General features: G+C 65.2%; 19 protein-coding genes, 1 tRNA gene and 1 pseudogene. 15 read left to right on the forward strand and 6 right to left on the reverse strand.

What is annotated here, in order from left to right; all coding sequences use genetic code 11:
- Positions 1 to 102 precede the first annotated feature (102 nt).
- The 7 genes and pseudogenes from AC24YW_RS00390 to AC24YW_RS00420 form a co-directional block, all read left to right on the forward strand.
- A pseudogene (locus tag AC24YW_RS00390) lies at positions 103 to 1,023 on the forward strand (tannase/feruloyl esterase family alpha/beta hydrolase); the annotation flags it as partial.
- Between the two features lie 6 nt (positions 1,024 to 1,029).
- Positions 1,030 to 1,569, forward strand: coding sequence for a tannase/feruloyl esterase family alpha/beta hydrolase (locus AC24YW_RS00395; protein ID WP_487481825.1), 540 nt, complete (start codon positions 1,030 to 1,032; stop codon positions 1,567 to 1,569).
- Between the two features lie 179 nt (positions 1,570 to 1,748).
- On the forward strand, positions 1,749 to 2,057 hold the full coding sequence (locus AC24YW_RS00400; protein ID WP_487480843.1) for a type II toxin-antitoxin system RelB/DinJ family antitoxin: 309 nt from the start codon (positions 1,749 to 1,751) through the stop codon (positions 2,055 to 2,057).
- A complete protein-coding gene (locus AC24YW_RS00405) occupies positions 2,054 to 2,350 on the forward strand; it encodes a type II toxin-antitoxin system RelE/ParE family toxin (protein WP_487480844.1) in 297 nt (98 codons plus the stop codon). Before AC24YW_RS00400 ends, AC24YW_RS00405 begins: the two co-directional genes overlap by 4 nt.
- 97 nt (positions 2,351 to 2,447) lie before the next feature.
- Positions 2,448 to 3,107 carry an oxidoreductase gene (locus AC24YW_RS00410; protein ID WP_487480845.1) on the forward strand — a complete coding sequence of 220 codons (660 nt, stop codon included), beginning with the start codon at positions 2,448 to 2,450 and terminating at the stop codon, positions 3,105 to 3,107.
- A gap of 134 nt (positions 3,108 to 3,241) precedes the next feature.
- The gene (locus AC24YW_RS00415; RefSeq protein WP_404651843.1) at positions 3,242 to 3,694 is read left to right on the forward strand and encodes a VOC family protein; all 453 of its coding nucleotides are present in this window, start codon (positions 3,242 to 3,244) and stop codon (positions 3,692 to 3,694) included.
- A 288-nt stretch (positions 3,695 to 3,982) separates the two neighbouring features.
- Complete coding sequence (locus AC24YW_RS00420) at positions 3,983 to 4,621, forward strand: glutathione S-transferase family protein (protein ID WP_487480846.1); 639 nt, start codon at positions 3,983 to 3,985, stop codon at positions 4,619 to 4,621.
- A gap of 129 nt (positions 4,622 to 4,750) precedes the next feature.
- Here AC24YW_RS00420 and AC24YW_RS00425 read toward each other — a convergent pair whose 3' ends face one another.
- The 3 genes from AC24YW_RS00425 to AC24YW_RS00435 are packed head-to-tail and all read right to left on the reverse strand — an operon-like array spanning position 4,751 to position 5,469.
- Entirely contained in the window at positions 4,751 to 4,918 is a 168-nt protein-coding gene (locus tag AC24YW_RS00425; RefSeq protein ID WP_487480847.1) for a hypothetical protein, read from the reverse strand.
- Between the two features lie 5 nt (positions 4,919 to 4,923).
- The gene (locus AC24YW_RS00430; protein WP_487480848.1) at positions 4,924 to 5,166 is read right to left on the reverse strand and encodes a hypothetical protein; all 243 of its coding nucleotides are present in this window, start codon (positions 5,164 to 5,166) and stop codon (positions 4,924 to 4,926) included.
- 48 nt (positions 5,167 to 5,214) lie between these two features.
- Positions 5,215 to 5,469 (reverse strand): PilZ domain-containing protein, encoded by a 255-nt coding sequence (locus AC24YW_RS00435; RefSeq protein WP_057029117.1) that lies wholly within the window; start codon positions 5,467 to 5,469, stop codon positions 5,215 to 5,217.
- 223 nt (positions 5,470 to 5,692) lie between these two features.
- On the opposite strand from AC24YW_RS00435, the gene AC24YW_RS00440 reads away from it, so the two are divergent.
- From AC24YW_RS00440 to AC24YW_RS00470, 7 genes are all read left to right on the forward strand, one after another.
- Positions 5,693 to 5,767, forward strand: a tRNA-Glu gene (locus AC24YW_RS00440).
- A gap of 24 nt (positions 5,768 to 5,791) precedes the next feature.
- The gene (locus AC24YW_RS00445) at positions 5,792 to 6,511 is read left to right on the forward strand and encodes a hypothetical protein (protein WP_487480849.1); all 720 of its coding nucleotides are present in this window, start codon (positions 5,792 to 5,794) and stop codon (positions 6,509 to 6,511) included.
- Between the two features lie 177 nt (positions 6,512 to 6,688).
- Positions 6,689 to 7,315: a PilZ domain-containing protein gene (locus AC24YW_RS00450; RefSeq protein ID WP_487480850.1), complete on the forward strand. Its 627-nt coding sequence runs from the start codon at positions 6,689 to 6,691 to the stop codon at positions 7,313 to 7,315.
- Positions 7,316 to 7,424: 109 nt separating this feature from the next.
- Positions 7,425 to 7,697: a hypothetical protein gene (locus tag AC24YW_RS00455; RefSeq protein WP_487480851.1), complete on the forward strand. Its 273-nt coding sequence runs from the start codon at positions 7,425 to 7,427 to the stop codon at positions 7,695 to 7,697.
- 210 nt (positions 7,698 to 7,907) lie between these two features.
- On the forward strand, positions 7,908 to 8,948 hold the full coding sequence (locus AC24YW_RS00460) for a PrsW family glutamic-type intramembrane protease (RefSeq protein ID WP_487480852.1): 1,041 nt from the start codon (positions 7,908 to 7,910) through the stop codon (positions 8,946 to 8,948).
- Positions 8,949 to 9,018: 70 nt separating this feature from the next.
- Positions 9,019 to 9,597 (forward strand): HdeD family acid-resistance protein, encoded by a 579-nt coding sequence (locus AC24YW_RS00465; RefSeq protein ID WP_487480853.1) that lies wholly within the window; start codon positions 9,019 to 9,021, stop codon positions 9,595 to 9,597.
- 234 nt (positions 9,598 to 9,831) lie between these two features.
- Entirely contained in the window at positions 9,832 to 10,917 is a 1,086-nt protein-coding gene (locus tag AC24YW_RS00470) for a 3-deoxy-7-phosphoheptulonate synthase (RefSeq protein ID WP_487480854.1), read from the forward strand.
- Positions 10,918 to 10,976: 59 nt separating this feature from the next.
- Here AC24YW_RS00470 and AC24YW_RS00475 read toward each other — a convergent pair whose 3' ends face one another.
- The 3 genes from AC24YW_RS00475 to epmA are packed head-to-tail and all read right to left on the reverse strand — an operon-like array spanning position 10,977 to position 13,407.
- Complete coding sequence (locus tag AC24YW_RS00475; RefSeq protein ID WP_157285847.1) at positions 10,977 to 11,231, reverse strand: hypothetical protein; 255 nt, start codon at positions 11,229 to 11,231, stop codon at positions 10,977 to 10,979.
- A 32-nt stretch (positions 11,232 to 11,263) separates the two neighbouring features.
- Positions 11,264 to 12,358: a lysine-2,3-aminomutase-like protein gene (locus AC24YW_RS00480; protein ID WP_487480855.1), complete on the reverse strand. Its 1,095-nt coding sequence runs from the start codon at positions 12,356 to 12,358 to the stop codon at positions 11,264 to 11,266.
- Positions 12,355 to 13,407, reverse strand: coding sequence for an EF-P lysine aminoacylase EpmA (gene epmA, locus AC24YW_RS00485; RefSeq protein WP_487480856.1), 1,053 nt, complete (start codon positions 13,405 to 13,407; stop codon positions 12,355 to 12,357). The genes AC24YW_RS00480 and epmA overlap by 4 nt, the downstream gene beginning before the upstream one ends.
- A 162-nt stretch (positions 13,408 to 13,569) precedes the next feature.
- Here epmA and efp point away from each other — a divergent pair, with 162 nt between their 5' ends.
- On the forward strand, positions 13,570 to 14,136 hold the full coding sequence (gene efp, locus AC24YW_RS00490; RefSeq protein WP_028136595.1) for an elongation factor P: 567 nt from the start codon (positions 13,570 to 13,572) through the stop codon (positions 14,134 to 14,136).
- The last annotated feature ends 23 nt before the right edge of the window (positions 14,137 to 14,159 follow it).

Genomic DNA, 14,159 nt, shown 5'->3' on the forward strand with positions numbered 1-14,159 from the left:
CTAATAGCGGCCATCACGGTGATTGCGATCTCGCCGGCAAGCGCTGACGCTTCCGCCAACATACCACCTGCGCTCAAATGCGCTGACTTGACCGGCTGGAAGATGCCGGGAACGACGGCAACGATCACCAAGGCCGAAATCGTGCCGGAGGCGCCGCCGGGGACGGTGCAGCCGTCGCCGCCGGCGCCGGCCACCGTCTCGGTGGCACTGCCGCCGAACTGCCGCGCGGATGGCGTGATCGATCAGCGCGTCGGCGTCGAGGGCAAGTCCTACGCGATCGGCTTTGCAGTTGCCCTGCCCGATCGCTGGAACGGCCGCTTCTTGTTTCAGGGCGGCGGCGGCTTGAACGGCACGATCCGGCCGCCACTGGGTTACCAGGCGGCCGGCGAGGTGCCGGCGCTGGCGCGCGGCTTTGCCGTGGTCTCGACCGATAGCGGTCATCAAGGCGCGGTGTTCGATGCCTCGTTCCTGAAGGACCAGGAAGCCGCGCTCAACTTCGCCCATGCGTCCGTCGGCAAGGTGACGATCGCCGCCAAGGCGATGGTCGCGCATTACTACGGCCAGCCCGCAAAGCGTTCCTATTTCACGGGCTGCTCGACCGGGGGCCGCGAAGGCATGCTGGCATCGGCGCGCTATCCCGAACAATTCGACGGCATCGTCGCCGGCGCGCCTGCGATGCGCACCGGCAATTCCAACCTCGGTCTCGCCTGGGCCAACGCTGCCTTCAGCCAGATCGCGCCGAAGGATGCGTCCGGCAAGCCGGAGCCCGCCAAGACGTTTTCTCCGGCCGAGCGAAAGCTGATCACGAACGCGATCCTCGATGCCTGCGACGCCAAGGACGGCGTCAAGGATGGCCTGATCTTCGACGGCAAGGCCTGTCAATTCGATCCCGCGGTCCTCACCTGCAAGGGCGACAAGACGGATTCCTGTCTGGCGCCGCCGCAGGTCGATGCCTTGAAGAAGGCTTTCGCCGGACCGCAGAATTCACGTGGCACGCAGGTCTACCCGCCGTTCCCGTGGGACAGCGGCGTGGCAGCCGAAGGCGTTGCCATTCCCGGCATCCTCACCACAGGCGCGCGCAGTCCGGTCGGACCGCCTGTCTGGGAAAGCATCAACGTCGATCAGCTCGAAGACCGGGTCAACGCGAGCGGGATGGATCGCCTCACCAACACCGCCTATTGGACCAACCTGTCGAGCTACTTCGGCCATGGCGGCAAGCTGCTGTTCTACCACGGTGTCAGCGATCCCTGGTTCTCGGCGAACGACACCGTCAATTACTACGAGCGCATGGCGGCCGATTCCGGCGGCATGGAATTGGTGCGGGAGAAATCGAGCCGGGCCTTCCTGGTGCCCGGCATGGGTCACTGCTCGAGCGGCGCAGCGCTCGATCGTTTCGATCTCCTCAGTGCGGTCGTGAACTGGGTGGAAGACGGCAAGGCGCCCGATGCGGTGGTCGCGACGGGACCAGCCTTCCCCGGCCGCAGCCGGCCGCTTTGCGCCTATCCGCAACATGCGCGGTACAAGGGGCAAGGCGATCCCGAGAGCGCGGCAAGTTTTGAGTGCAGGTAGGGAATATCTGCAGCGCCAATTGAGTGCACCGGCACCGCAATTGCGGTGTCTCGATCGGCCAAGCGCGAGCCGCTACGAGGTTACGTGCGCTCAGCGCGCCGGCGCCGCTGGCACCGGCCACCCTTGCGCCCGTCATTCAATTGAATTACATTACCATATCGCATCCGAGGATGGCGAACATGGCCGCAAATGCCCTTGTCCAGACCCGCATCGACGCCGAAATCCGTGATCGCGCCTCCGCCGTCCTTGAGGAGATGGGTCTAACGGTCTCGGACGCGGTCCGCATCCTCCTGACCCGGACGGCCAATGAGGGCGCGCTCCCGCTCGAGCTCCTCACGAACAGCAAGGCTCATGACGCCTGGTTCCGCGCTAGGGTGCTGGAGGCGTTGAACGATACCCGGCCCGATGTCTCCGATGAACAGGCTGAAGCGCATTTCGCAAAGCGGCGCGCGGCGGCCCGGCGCAGGGCGGGCGAACCAAAGTCGTGAAGCTCGTTTGGTCCGCCTTCGCGCTGTCGGACCGCGACGGCACCTTCACCCACATCGTGGTTGAAAATCCTCGGGCAGCCATCGCACTCGACGAGCGGATCGCTGCCGCTGTGCATCGACTTGTCGAGTTTCCCGAGAGTGGGCGCCCTGGCCGCGTGGCCGGCACACGCGAGCCCGTCATTGTCGGCACGCCCTATGTCGCTGCCTACACCGTAACAGAAAGCTCGATCCGGATATTGCGCATCCTGCACGGCGCCCAGAAGTGGCGCGATGAGCTTCCTGGAGAAGAGTAATTGTTGCGCTACAAACCATGATGGGTTTCTCAAGTCCTCTGCCCATCTACGAGCTTTCAACAAGCGATCACGCAATCAACTCAAACCGGTGGCTTGAATGAAAACCGCACTTGTCTTCGGCGCCACCGGCTTCATCGGCTCGCATTTGCTGCGCGACCTCTTGGACAGTCCCGATTATTCGCGGGTTGTCGCGGTGACCCGCAAGCCGCTGGCGGTGAACCATCCGAAGCTGACGGTGCTGATCGGCGATCTCGCCTCCCTGCCCGCACTTAAATCCCAATTGGTTGCGGACGAGATCTTCATCGCGCTCGGGACGACGCGCAAGCACACCCCTAACGAGGCCGAGTACTACAAGATCGATCATGATTATCCGCTGCTCGCGGCCGAGATCGCCAAAGCGAACGGCGCGCGGTCGGTGTTTCTGGTCACGGCCGTCGGCGCCAACGCCGGGTCCAGCGTGTTCTATCTCAGGACCAAGGGCGAGGTGGAACGGGACATTCTCGCGCTCGATTTCGAGCACACCCACATCTTCCGCCCGTCGATGATCCTCGGCGCGCGCAAGGAGGACCGCCCGCGTGAACGCCTCATCATCGCGATATGGAGCGCGCTCAATCCGCTGCTCGTCGGCCCGGCCGACCGATATCGCGGCCTCGCCGGCAACGACATCGCGCACGCCATCGCCAAAGCCGCGCGGCATCAAACCGAGAAGGTGCGAATCTATCATTGGAAAGAGATGGCGGCACTGCTTCCAACGTGATGCAGTGCGAGCCGGACTCCCACCTTCACGCACATTTGCCTCGTCCCCCTGCCCCTCCTCCCCATTTCCTGCTATTTCCTACCCGCCGCCCCGGCCCCAAGACAAAACCCTCCACCACCCAGGGAGCAACAACCATGCGATACCTCCACACCATGCTGCGCGTGCGCAATCTCGATGTCGCGCTGAAGTTCTACCAGGATGCGCTGGGCTTGAAGGAGGTGCGGCGGATCGAGAACGACAAGGGGCGCTTCACGCTGGTGTTCCTGTGCTCGGCGGACGATCTCGAGGCGCTGAAAAAGCAGCCGCCGACGCGGGGGGCGCCGCTGGTCGAGCTCACCTGGAATTGGGACGAGGAGAAGTACGGCGAGGACCGCTTCTTCGGCCATCTCGCCTATGAGGTCGACGACATCTACGCCACCTGCGAGAAGCTGATGAAGGCGGGCGTCACCATCAACCGTCCGCCGCGCGACGGCAACATGGCGTTCGTCCGCTCGCCGGACTTGCACTCGATCGAGCTGCTGCAGAAGGGCGATCCGAAGCCGCCGCAGGAGCCCTGGGCCTCGATGCCGAACACCGGCCATTGGTAAGCACGCCGGCCGGAACCAGGCCCCTCGCCCGGCGTTCTCCTTTCACGAAACCGATTGGAGGAGGATGCGATGGCGAGAGGGCTGTTGCTGTGGATGCTTGGCGTGCCGATCCCGGTGATCATTCTGTTGTGGCTGTTCTTCGGCCGCTGAGCGTCAGTTTGAACTTTGCAAGGAAAGCTCCGCCGCGTGCGGAGCTTTTTGCATGACGGGCGCGATGCAATCGCGCATCGCTCCGTGCGCCGAATTCCGCTATCACCCGCGGCAAGCGACCATGCGGGGAGACGCTTCATGCCTGACGCCAAGCCGACGATCTGGGGCCGTGCCAATTCGGTCAACGTGCAGAAGGTGCTGTGGTGCTGCACCGAGCTCGGCCTCGCCTACGAGCGCATCGACGCCGGCATGCAATACGGCAAGACGCGCGAGGCCGAGTATCTGGCGATGAATCCCAACGCGCGGATCCCGACGCTGGTCGAGGGCGACTTCGTGCTGTGGGAATCCAATTCGATCATGCGCTATCTCTGTCTCGCGCATGGAAGCGGCACGCCGATCTATCCCGAGGCGCCGAAGCCGCGCGCCTCGGTCGATCGCTGGCTCGACTGGACGCTGTCGACGGTGCAGCCGGTCGACCGCCCGGTGTTCTGGGGCATCGTGCGCACCGCGCCCGCCGAGCGCGACATGATCCAGGTGCAGCGCGATGCCGATGCCGCCGCCGAGGTCTGGGCCATCGCCGACCGCCTGCTCGCCACGCGTCCCTTCATCGATGGCGATACGTTCACGCTGGCCGACATCGCGGTCGGATCCTATGCGCGGCGCTGGCTCGGGGTCGAGGGTATCAGCCGGCCGGCCCAGCCGCACCTCACCCGCTGGCTCGCCGAGCTCGGCAAGCGGCCGGGATTTGCGCAATTCGTCGCACCGCCGATGTCGTGAGCCCCTCGCGCGGGTCAAGCCGCGGCGACCGCGCGGGGAATCCGCGTTCCGGAGCGCCGGGCGCGGCGTCACGGCCGCGCTTGACGGCTACTGTGCATGGGGTTGTTTTCGCGGTTTTGTCTCGAGGGCTTAGCGCCAGCCGCGCTCGACCAGCAGCACGACGACGATCAGCACCAGAGTCACCGCGGCCGTTGCCAGCCGCGCGGTCCAGCTGAGGCCGCGGCCGATCCACCACAAGAGCGCGCAATACATCAGCACGGGGACGATGATGTCGAGCCGCACCAGATCCGCGGGCATGGGCTTCAGCGCCGGATGCCGGTGTCGAGGCTGGTCGAGCCACCGAGCTTGACGCAGGTCCCCTCGGCCATCACGAAGCCCGCGCCGTAGGCGGCGCAGGCGCCTGCCCGCGCCTCGCCGGCCGTGCTGCCGGTCGGCGGCAGCGCCTTGCCCGCCTGTGGCGGCTCGGCAGGCGGCAGGCGCAGGCTCTCCGCCGCGGTCGCGGACGTGGCCAGCAGGGAGAATAGGATGAGGAGCGGCGTTCGCATCGCCGCCTTGTAGCCCGGACCGGCCGCCCGCGCCACGGGCGGCTGCCGCTAGAGGAACTTGACGCCGGCCGACTTGCCGCGGCGCCAGACCACCTGGCAGCTCCGCCCGGTGCGCGCATCGCGTGCGAAAGCCATCCGGATCACGCCGGGGAGCTGGCTCGCGTCCTCGTCCAGGGTGATCCTGGCGCCCGAATCCGAGATGTCCTGGACCAGGCAGTGTCGCGCGGCGAAGCCGCCGTCCAGCGTGATCCAGGCGTGCTGCGACAGCAGCTTGCGGGCTGCGCGCTTCTTCGGCGGTGGCATCGGCAAAATCTCCGCCTCCAGCGCTACGCAGGGAACGCTAACAAACCGTTGAAATCGCCTCCGAATGTTCCCGCGCCCGGGGCTATCCACCGGAGCCGAAAGACCGTTCCCGAACGGCTTGCCCGGGAGCGCAAAGGCCACTATACGTTCGCCCGCTGCAAGCCGCCGGGCGCTGTTCGGCCGGCCAGCGGCCGTGCCGGGAAATCGGCAGGGCCCTGCGTTTGCTCCCTTCGTCTATCGGTTAGGACGCCACCCTTTCACGGTGGAGAGAGCGGTTCGATTCCGCTAGGGAGCGCCAGAGGCGCAAAGCCGCCGTGGCAGCATGAACCTCCTCGCCCCTCGTGTGCGACCAATGTCAGGTCGAAAACGGTCGAGGCCGATGCCGCAGCACAAAGCCGACATTGCAGACGCATCCCCAATGCCGGCGCTTCCCACATGGCTGCGCCACCCCGACCGGCATGCCCCCGGCCGCCGCGCCGAGATGCTCGCGCACATGGCCCGCGTCCAATCGCTGCCGGAGCGCCAGGCGGCATCGACGCCGCCCGCGCCCGAGCGGTCAGGCAAAGCCGGCGCGGACATTCTCGGCGAGGCCATCGGCTACATCATCCTGTTCGGTGCGATCGCCCTGCTCTTCCAGTCGCGCGTTCCGCTCTACCTCGGTGCCTTTATCTTCCTGACCGATGGCGAGCGCATCGAAAGCGCGCTCGGCCACATCGGCATCCGCTTCGAGCCCGGAACGATCGGCCCATACATCATCAAGGGCTTCGCATTCTCGTTCGGATGGTTTGCGTTGCTCGCCTCCGTCAGAGCTTCCGTCCCAGCCTGGCTCGCGCCATGGCTGCCCCCGGCCGAGTCCTGGTCTTTTCTCGCCGGCGTCGCCCTCGCGCTCACCCTGGCCGAATCCGCCGCAGTGCACGTGATGCGTCGCTCCGCCCCATGGTTCGGCTTTGAGATCGTTCCGGACGGTTTGATCTGGATGGCGACCAAGCTTGCGGCTGTGATCGGCGCACTGGCTTTGCTGTTGGCGTTCTTCGGATCGTAGTAGCTCATGCGGTCGCTTGGCGCCTGCCAAGGACCTTATGCCGCGTAGTCCGGGACAACATTGCCCGGCGCCATTTACCGAAAGTTTACCCCAGCTCTTGGGCAGCGGTATCATTTGCTTAGAATTTGTTCGCTACCGTGGAAGTACGGAAATTACCCGAACCCCCGGTCAGCGCTCATGTCCGTCGCAGAGTTCCTGAGGCAGCGAGCAGTGGATGTTGCGGTCAGCGGCAGCTACTCGCTGCCGCGCTGGTACGATTGCGAGGGCAAGCTCCGCAGCTTCGCCTGCCGGACCAAGCGCGTCTCACCCTTCCGGATGATCGTGGACGTGCCCGTGGTCGGCAAGGTCGGCGAGCGCCTGACCTCCTACTTCCAGGATTTCGGCGAATTCCAGGGCACCATCACCGCGACACTGAAGGCAGGCTTCCTGATGGAGCTCGAGATGCCGCGGGCGCGGCGCGCCTGGATGTCGGAAAAGCTGACCTGGCTCGAGAAGAAGCAGAAGGATGCCAGCGTTCGGGAGCTGCGGCGTGACGCGCGGTTCGTTCCGCAGGTCTCGCACACCGTGCTGACCCTCGCGGACGGCAGCTGCCATACCTGCTTCATCATCGACGTCTCGACGGCCGGCGTCGCGGTGTCCTCCGAGTACGATCCGGCGATCGGAACCCCGCTTGCGGTCGGCGCCTGCGTCGGGCGGGTGATCCGCAAGTTCGACCATGGCTTCGCGGTCAAATTCGCCGAAAAGCAGGACCGGGACGACGTCGACCGCCTGATCGTCCGCGCGCCCTTGCTGAAGTCGGCCTGATCTCGCCGCCCTATGGCGGCCCCAATGCCGGATCAGCTTTTGCGGGTCTGTGCCTTGGGTCTTGCCTTGGGCCGGACGTCATTTTGCAGACTTGCGATCGGGGGACCGAATGGCAGTCGACAAGATCACGGTCGATAAGATCAAAGTTGGCAAGATCACCTGGGACAGGGTCGGCCGGGTCACCGAGCCCGGACGCTACATGTACACGTTCGGCTGGCTCACCATCACCGCCGGCGATCTCGAGATCTGGAAGCGATACCCGCAGGCCGCGTTCACGCTGCTGGCGCAGAGTTCCGAGTCGCCCGAGTCCGCCGGCGAGGAATTCCATCTCGGCGCCTTCGACGTCGCACCCGATGCGCCGGCCGCGATCACCACGCACTGAGCTCGTTCCCGCACGCGCCGGGCAATCGTTGCCGTGATTGGCGAGCATCTGCCATCATGCGATTGATTGCGCTCGCATTCTACTCCCCGCAGTGAGCCGAGATGAACGGCAGCTGTCGCGCGCCTTCAGGGAGCCGACAGCCGGCGCATGACACATGGTCGCATCGGAGAACGTAGATAAGCGGATCAAGGGAACCTATTTTCGGCGCCAATGTACCTGATCGAAGCGCTCCCCACCGTCGTTGGAACCGCCGCCATCGCCCCGGCGCTGCTGTTGCTTTGGCTCGTCATCGCCGCCGAGGAACGCCCGGGGCCGCCGGCCCAGGTCTGGACCGCATTCCTGTTAGGGGCGGCCAGCATTTCCCTCCTGGGACTCGCCCGCGCCCCCTTCGCCAAGATGGTCGCCGCCCCCGACGACCCCTGGGCGGCGCTGGCCATGCATTCGATCTTCGGCGTCGCGCTGCCCGAGGAGGCCGTCAAGGTGATCGCCATCGTGCTGGTCTCCTCGACCAAGCGGCGCACCTTTGCCAATCCGATGGACACCGTGGTCTACGGCGCCGCGGTCGGCCTCGGCTTCGCCGCCTACGAGAACCTCGCCTACCTCGTCCAGCACGCCGACATGTGGCGCTCGCTCGCCGCGCTGCGCAGCGTCCTGACCGTGCCCTTCCACGGCGCGCTCGGCATCATCGCCGGCGCCTACCTGACCATTGCGCGCGCCGGCACGGCGCTGGGCGCGAACCGCCACCATCGCGACTGGGCGCGTCTCTCCAGCCGGCTGTTGATCTTCGGCGGCCCGCTCGCGTTGCATTCGGCCTTCGACTTCCCGCTCCTGACGCTCCAGCGCATGCCCGATCTCGATCCGACACTGCGCATGTGGCTGGGCGCTGCCAGCCTGTTGATCGGCTTCAGCTCGATCGCGTTCGCCATCCGCCTGGTCCGGCGCGTCGCCCGCCATCATGCGCCGCGAACCGACGTCGCGCGCGAGCGGCTCAGCCAACTGCGCCGGATGTGGGCGATGCTGCTCGCCGGCGGCGGCATCGGCTTCGTCGGGCTCGCCTTCGTCCTGACCTCGATCCATCACTGGCTGATCAACCCCGAGCGCAACCTGACGCTGGCGCTGATTCCGATCGGTTTCGTCTCGATCCTGCTCGGCCTTGCGCTTCTGATTGTCACAACGGCGATCTACATTCTCGGCCGCAACCGCATTCGCACCAACGCAGAAGGCTTTTCGTCGGCGCGCGGCGGCACTTGATCCAACGCATGGCGAATGCGCGACACGCCCACTAGATTGGGACGCAACCTTCTCGTTCCGGAGCCTGACGATGACATCGCCCGAGGAATTTGCCCGCCTCCAATCCGAGATGAACCAGGCGGTCAAGGCGCATTGGAGGGCTTTTCTGTTCGAAGGCATCCTGCTTGCCGTCCTCGGCATCGCCGCGCTCGTCGTGCCGCCGCTCGCCAGTCTTGCGACCGCGATCTTCCTCGGCTGGATGTTCCTGATCGGCGGCATCGGCGGACTGATCGCGACCTATTGGGCGCGCAGCACGCCAGGCTTCTGGTGGTCGCTGATCTCGGCTGCGCTCGCCGTGCTCACCGGCCTGCTGCTGCTGGCCCGGCCGATGCAGGCCGTGCTGACGCTGACCATCGTGCTCGGCGCCTATTTCCTCGCCGAGGGCGTCGCCACCATCATGTACGCGCTGGAGCACCGCCGTGAGCTCAGCGGCCGCTGGTCGTGGCTGCTGATCTCGGGCCTCGTCGACATCGCGATCTCGTTCATGGTGATCACGGGGCTGCCGAGCTCGGCGGAGTGGGCCATTGGCGTCCTCGTCGGTATCAACCTGCTGTTCGGCGGCGCCACCCTGATCGGAATGGCGCTGGCGGCACGCAAAGGCAACAGTTGAGGCGCCTCCTCGCCCCACATCCTGATTGGGGGGTGACAAGGCGCCAGCGGCACGCTATATCGCCTTCCCATGATCACCGTCGCCACCAGCTTTTTTTGGTACTTTTGCTACGACAGCTCGCTGGCGGCGGGAGGATCGCGCTCAATCTAAAACATTGCAGCAAACGTCCGAACAGCCGCCAGACCTGGCGGCTTTTTTATTGCCGGCAGGTTCTAAAACAGACAGGAGCCCGCCGTGCTGAGCACGACCGACGATCTTCGTATCCGCGAACTGAAAGAGCTGAGCACGCCGGAAGAGGTGATGCGGGAAGTCCCGCGCACGCTCACCGCGACGCGTGTGGTGATGGCCGCGCGCAACGCCATCCATGCCATCCTGAGCAATCAGGACGACCGCCTTCTGGTCGTCGTCGGCCCCTGCTCGGTGCATGATCCCAAGGCGGCGCTCGACTACGCCGAGCGGCTGGCAAAACTGCGCGAGGATCTCGCCGATCAGCTCGAGATCGTGATGCGGGTTTATTTCGAGAAGCCGCGCACCACGGTCGGCTGGAAGGGCCTGATCAACGATCCCGACCTCGACGGCAGCTTCGACATCAACAAGGGCCTGCGGCTCGCGCGTAACGTGCTCGCGGCGGTGAACAATCTCGGCCTGCCCGCCGGCACAGAATTCCTCGACATGACGACGCCGCAATACATCGCCGACCTCGTCTCCTGGGCCGCGATCGGCGCGCGCACGACCGAGAGCCAGATCCATCGCGAGCTGGCTTCGGGCCTGTCCTGCCCGGTCGGCTTCAAGAACGGCACCGACGGCAATGTGCGGATCGCGGCCGATGCGGTGAAATCAGCCTCGCATCCCCATCATTTTATGGCCGTCACGAAGCTCGGCCGCTCGGCGATCGCCTCGACCGCCGGCAACGGGGACTGCCACATCATCCTGCGCGGCGGAGCTGAGCCGAACTACGACGCGGCAAGCGTTGCGTCGGCCTGCAATGAATTGACCAGATCCGGCGTTGCCCCGCTGGTGATGGTCGATGCGAGCCATGCCAATTCGAGCAAGAAGCCGGAGAACCAGCCGCTGGTGATGGCCGATATCGCCCGCCAGGTATCGGGCGGCGAGAGCCGCATCATGGGCGTGATGATCGAGAGCAATCTCGTCGCCGGCCGCCAGGATGTCGTGCCGGGCAAGCCGCTCACCTATGGGCAGAGCATCACGGACGGCTGCATTGATTGGGCAACGACGGCGAAAACGCTCGAGCAGCTCGCCGACGCGGTCGAAATCCGCCGCAACATCCAGCGCGCCGGACTGCATGAGAGGTCGGCCTGACGGATGACGATTAGGATGGCTCGTTCCTCACCTCTCCCCGACGGGGAGAGGTGAAAGCCTCAGCAGCCGCGGCAGATGCTCTTGATCTTCTTGTCGAGCGCCTGGTTTTCTTTGCTGAGCGGATCGTTCGCATCGCTCAGATTCTTTTCACTAGGTACATCGCTGGCACGCGGCTGGCGATGGCCGACCGGCGCCGGCAACACCGATCCGGACGATGCGCCGCTCGATGTCGATCCTTTCGAGCCGCCGGTCTGTGCCACGGCCGCGCCGCCAAGCAAGACCACGAGCGATACTGCCAGCATGATCTTCGTCATGTCCATTTCTCCATTCTCAAACCAGCGTCCACTCATGCCTCGGGCGGATAGAGATGAACGTCGCCGCAATAGTCGACGATACGATAGCGCGTTTCCGATTCGGCTTCACTCGTCTCGTTTGCGATATTTGGCACCGCCGACACGTAATTCGGACCCACCGGCGACTTGCCGGCACCGCCGGGAATGTCGATGACATAGTCCGGCTGACACAGACCCGACACCCGTCCGCGCAACTGCCGCATCAAGGCCTGCCCCTGCGCCAACGTCGTTCGCAGATGTGCCGTGCCCGGGGCGAGATCGCCATGATGAAGATAATACGGCTTGATCCGGCATTCGACGAAAGCTCGCATCAAATCCGACAGAGCGGCGATGTTGTCATTGACGCCGCGCAAAAGCACGGATTGGCTCACCAGCGGAATTCCGGCATCGACAAGCCGCGCGCAGGCATCACGCGCGCGTCCCGTCAGTTCGCGCGCGTGGTTGGCGTGTACCGCGACCCAGGTGGCCGCGCCCGCGACCTTCAGGGCCGCAACCATCTCCGCGCTGACGCGCGCGGGTTCGGCCACGGGGATGCGGGTGTGCAGACGGATGATCTTGACGTGATCGATGGCCGCAAGGTCGGCCATGATCTCGCTCATCCGCCGCGGCGACAGCATCAGGGGATCGCCGCCGGTCAGGATCACTTCCCAGATCTCGCCATGCGACCGGATGTAGTCGATCGCGGCACGATAGGCACTGTCCGACAGCGCGTTGTCCTTGCCGGGCCCGACCATCTCGCGGCGGAAGCAGAAGCGGCAATAGACCGCACAGACGTGCACGAGCTTGAACAGCACGCGGTCGGGATAGCGGTGCACGATTCCCGCGACCGGCGAATGCGGGTGATCGCCGATCGGATCGGCATTCTCGCCCGGCTGCGCCTCGAGCTCGGCTGAAACAGGAACGAACTGCCGCGCAATGGGATCGTCGGGATCCGTCGCGTCGATCAACCCGACCAGATCAGGCGTGATCGCCACGGCATAGCGCGCGGCGACGCGTTCGAGCGCCGGCAGCGCCGAGGCGGGTGCCAGGCCCGCGGCCACCAGCTCGGCAGGCTCGCGCAGAGTGCGTGCAAGATTCGTCTTTGTCATCTCTCATCCGCAGGCGGTGTCCACACCACCTGATCAATTCGTGTGGCGCCGCTCGCCAGCATTACCAGCCGATCGAAGCCGAGTGCGACACCGCTCGCCTCCGGCATTGCGGCGACCGCCGCCAGAAAATCCTCGTCGAGTGGATAGGCTTCGCCGTAGCGACGCTGCTTCTCCGTCATGGATTCCGCGAAGCGTTTGCGCTGCTCCCCGGCATCGGTCAGCTCTCCAAAGCCGTTGGCAAGCTCGACGCCGCAGGCATAGACCTCGAAACGTTCGGCGACCCTTGGGTCGTCCGCTTTCACCCGCGCCAGCGCCGCTTCTGGAGATGGGTATTCAAACAGGATGGTCAAACGCCCCTGCCCCAGCTGCGGCTCGACGTGCTCGACCAGGACCTTGCTGAAGATGTCGGACCAGGTGTCGTCCTCGGCAATACGGACCTTCCCGGCTGCCGCATCGGCAAGCGCCGCACGGTTACCCTCGCCGCCCGAGATTGTCGACAGCAAGTCGATGCCGGCAAACCGTGCGAAGGCGGCCGCGACCGTCAGCAGCTCCGGCTCGGCGAAGGGATCGGCGGTTCGGCCGCGGAACGAGAAGGTCCCGATCCCGGTCGCCTGCGCCGCCCGGGCGATCACCACGACGCAATCGGCCATGATGGCATCATAGGGCGCTCCCGCGCGGTACCATTCCAGCATGGTGAACTCGGGCAGATGCAGGTCGCCGCGCTCGCGGTCCCGGAACACCCGTGCGAACTCGAAAATCCGCGTCTCGCCCGCCGCCAGCAGCTTCTTGCAGGCGAATTCGGGCGAGGTGCGCAGGTATCGGCTGGCCCGGCTGCCGTCGGGCCGCATGATCTCGGTCCGGGGGGCGTGCAGATGGGTCTCGTTGCCCGGAGAGACCTGGAGAACGGAGGTTTCGACCTCCACAAACCCCTGTTCGGCGAAAAACCCCCGCAAAGCTCCGGTCACGGCGCCCCTGGCCCGGAGGAACGGCTGCCGGTCGAGGTGACGGGCGGGCGACCAAAACGGCGACATCGGCTTGTCCCCAGCCATCAACCGGCCGTCCCGGCCGGCAGCAAAATGCTGGCATCCAACGGCAAAATCAGTATGTTGCGGCCCGAAACGGGTGCCGAGGTCCGATTTGAGGCCCCAAGTCCCCCAGCAATTCGACCACGTCCTGGCTGGTGCCGGGCCAAGCAAGCAGGAAATACAGCTTTGAGAGTCATCGCCAGTTCTATTCGCAAGGGCAACGTGATCGAGCAAGACGGCAAGCTCTATGTCGTCGTGAGCGCCGAGAACATCCATCCCGGCAAGGGAACCCCGGTCAGCCAGATCGAAATGCGCCGAATCTCGGACGGGGTAAAGATCTCGGAACGCTACAAGACCACCGACCAGGTCGAAAAGGCCACGATCGAAGAGCGCAACTACACCTTCCTTTACGAAGATGGCGACGGCTACCACTTCATGAACCCCGAGACCTACGACCAGGTTCAGGTCTCCAAGGACGTCGTCGGCGACGCGGCTGCGTATCTTCAGCCGGACATGACCGTCAAACTGTCGATGCATGACACCAATCCGGTGTCGATCGCACTGCCGCAGCGTGTGACGCTGGAAGTGGTGGAGACCGAGCCGGTGACCAAGGGCCAGACCGCCTCCTCCTCCTACAAGCCCGCGGTGCTGTCCAACGGCGTGCGCACCACTGTGCCGCCGCACATCTCGGTCGGCACGCGCATTGTGGTGATGACCGAAGACGGCTCCTACTCCGAGCGTGCCAAGGACTAAGCGAGCCATCGAGGATCGGAACA

It is taken from the genome of Bradyrhizobium sp. USDA3516, from assembly GCF_057651995.1.

Coding starts and splice junctions, on each gene's coding strand:
- AC24YW_RS00400 (WP_487480843.1), top strand. CDS start 1,749: ATGGCCGCAAATGCCCTTGTCCAGACCCGCATCGACGCCGAAATCCGT.
- AC24YW_RS00480 (WP_487480855.1), bottom strand. CDS start 12,358: ATGACAAAGACGAATCTTGCACGCACTCTGCGCGAGCCTGCCGAGCTG.
- AC24YW_RS00455 (WP_487480851.1), top strand. CDS start 7,425: ATGGCAGTCGACAAGATCACGGTCGATAAGATCAAAGTTGGCAAGATC.
- AC24YW_RS00430 (WP_487480848.1), bottom strand. CDS start 5,166: ATGCGAACGCCGCTCCTCATCCTATTCTCCCTGCTGGCCACGTCCGCG.
- AC24YW_RS00475 (WP_157285847.1), bottom strand. CDS start 11,231: ATGACGAAGATCATGCTGGCAGTATCGCTCGTGGTCTTGCTTGGCGGC.
- AC24YW_RS00425 (WP_487480847.1), bottom strand. CDS start 4,918: ATGCCCGCGGATCTGGTGCGGCTCGACATCATCGTCCCCGTGCTGATG.
- AC24YW_RS00420 (WP_487480846.1), top strand. CDS start 3,983: ATGCCTGACGCCAAGCCGACGATCTGGGGCCGTGCCAATTCGGTCAAC.
- AC24YW_RS00465 (WP_487480853.1), top strand. CDS start 9,019: ATGACATCGCCCGAGGAATTTGCCCGCCTCCAATCCGAGATGAACCAG.
- AC24YW_RS00450 (WP_487480850.1), top strand. CDS start 6,689: ATGTCCGTCGCAGAGTTCCTGAGGCAGCGAGCAGTGGATGTTGCGGTC.
- AC24YW_RS00435 (WP_057029117.1), bottom strand. CDS start 5,469: ATGCCACCGCCGAAGAAGCGCGCAGCCCGCAAGCTGCTGTCGCAGCAC.
- AC24YW_RS00410 (WP_487480845.1), top strand. CDS start 2,448: ATGAAAACCGCACTTGTCTTCGGCGCCACCGGCTTCATCGGCTCGCAT.
- AC24YW_RS00445 (WP_487480849.1), top strand. CDS start 5,792: ATGAACCTCCTCGCCCCTCGTGTGCGACCAATGTCAGGTCGAAAACGG.
- AC24YW_RS00460 (WP_487480852.1), top strand. CDS start 7,908: ATGTACCTGATCGAAGCGCTCCCCACCGTCGTTGGAACCGCCGCCATC.
- AC24YW_RS00415 (WP_404651843.1), top strand. CDS start 3,242: ATGCGATACCTCCACACCATGCTGCGCGTGCGCAATCTCGATGTCGCG.
- epmA (WP_487480856.1), bottom strand. CDS start 13,407: ATGGCTGGGGACAAGCCGATGTCGCCGTTTTGGTCGCCCGCCCGTCAC.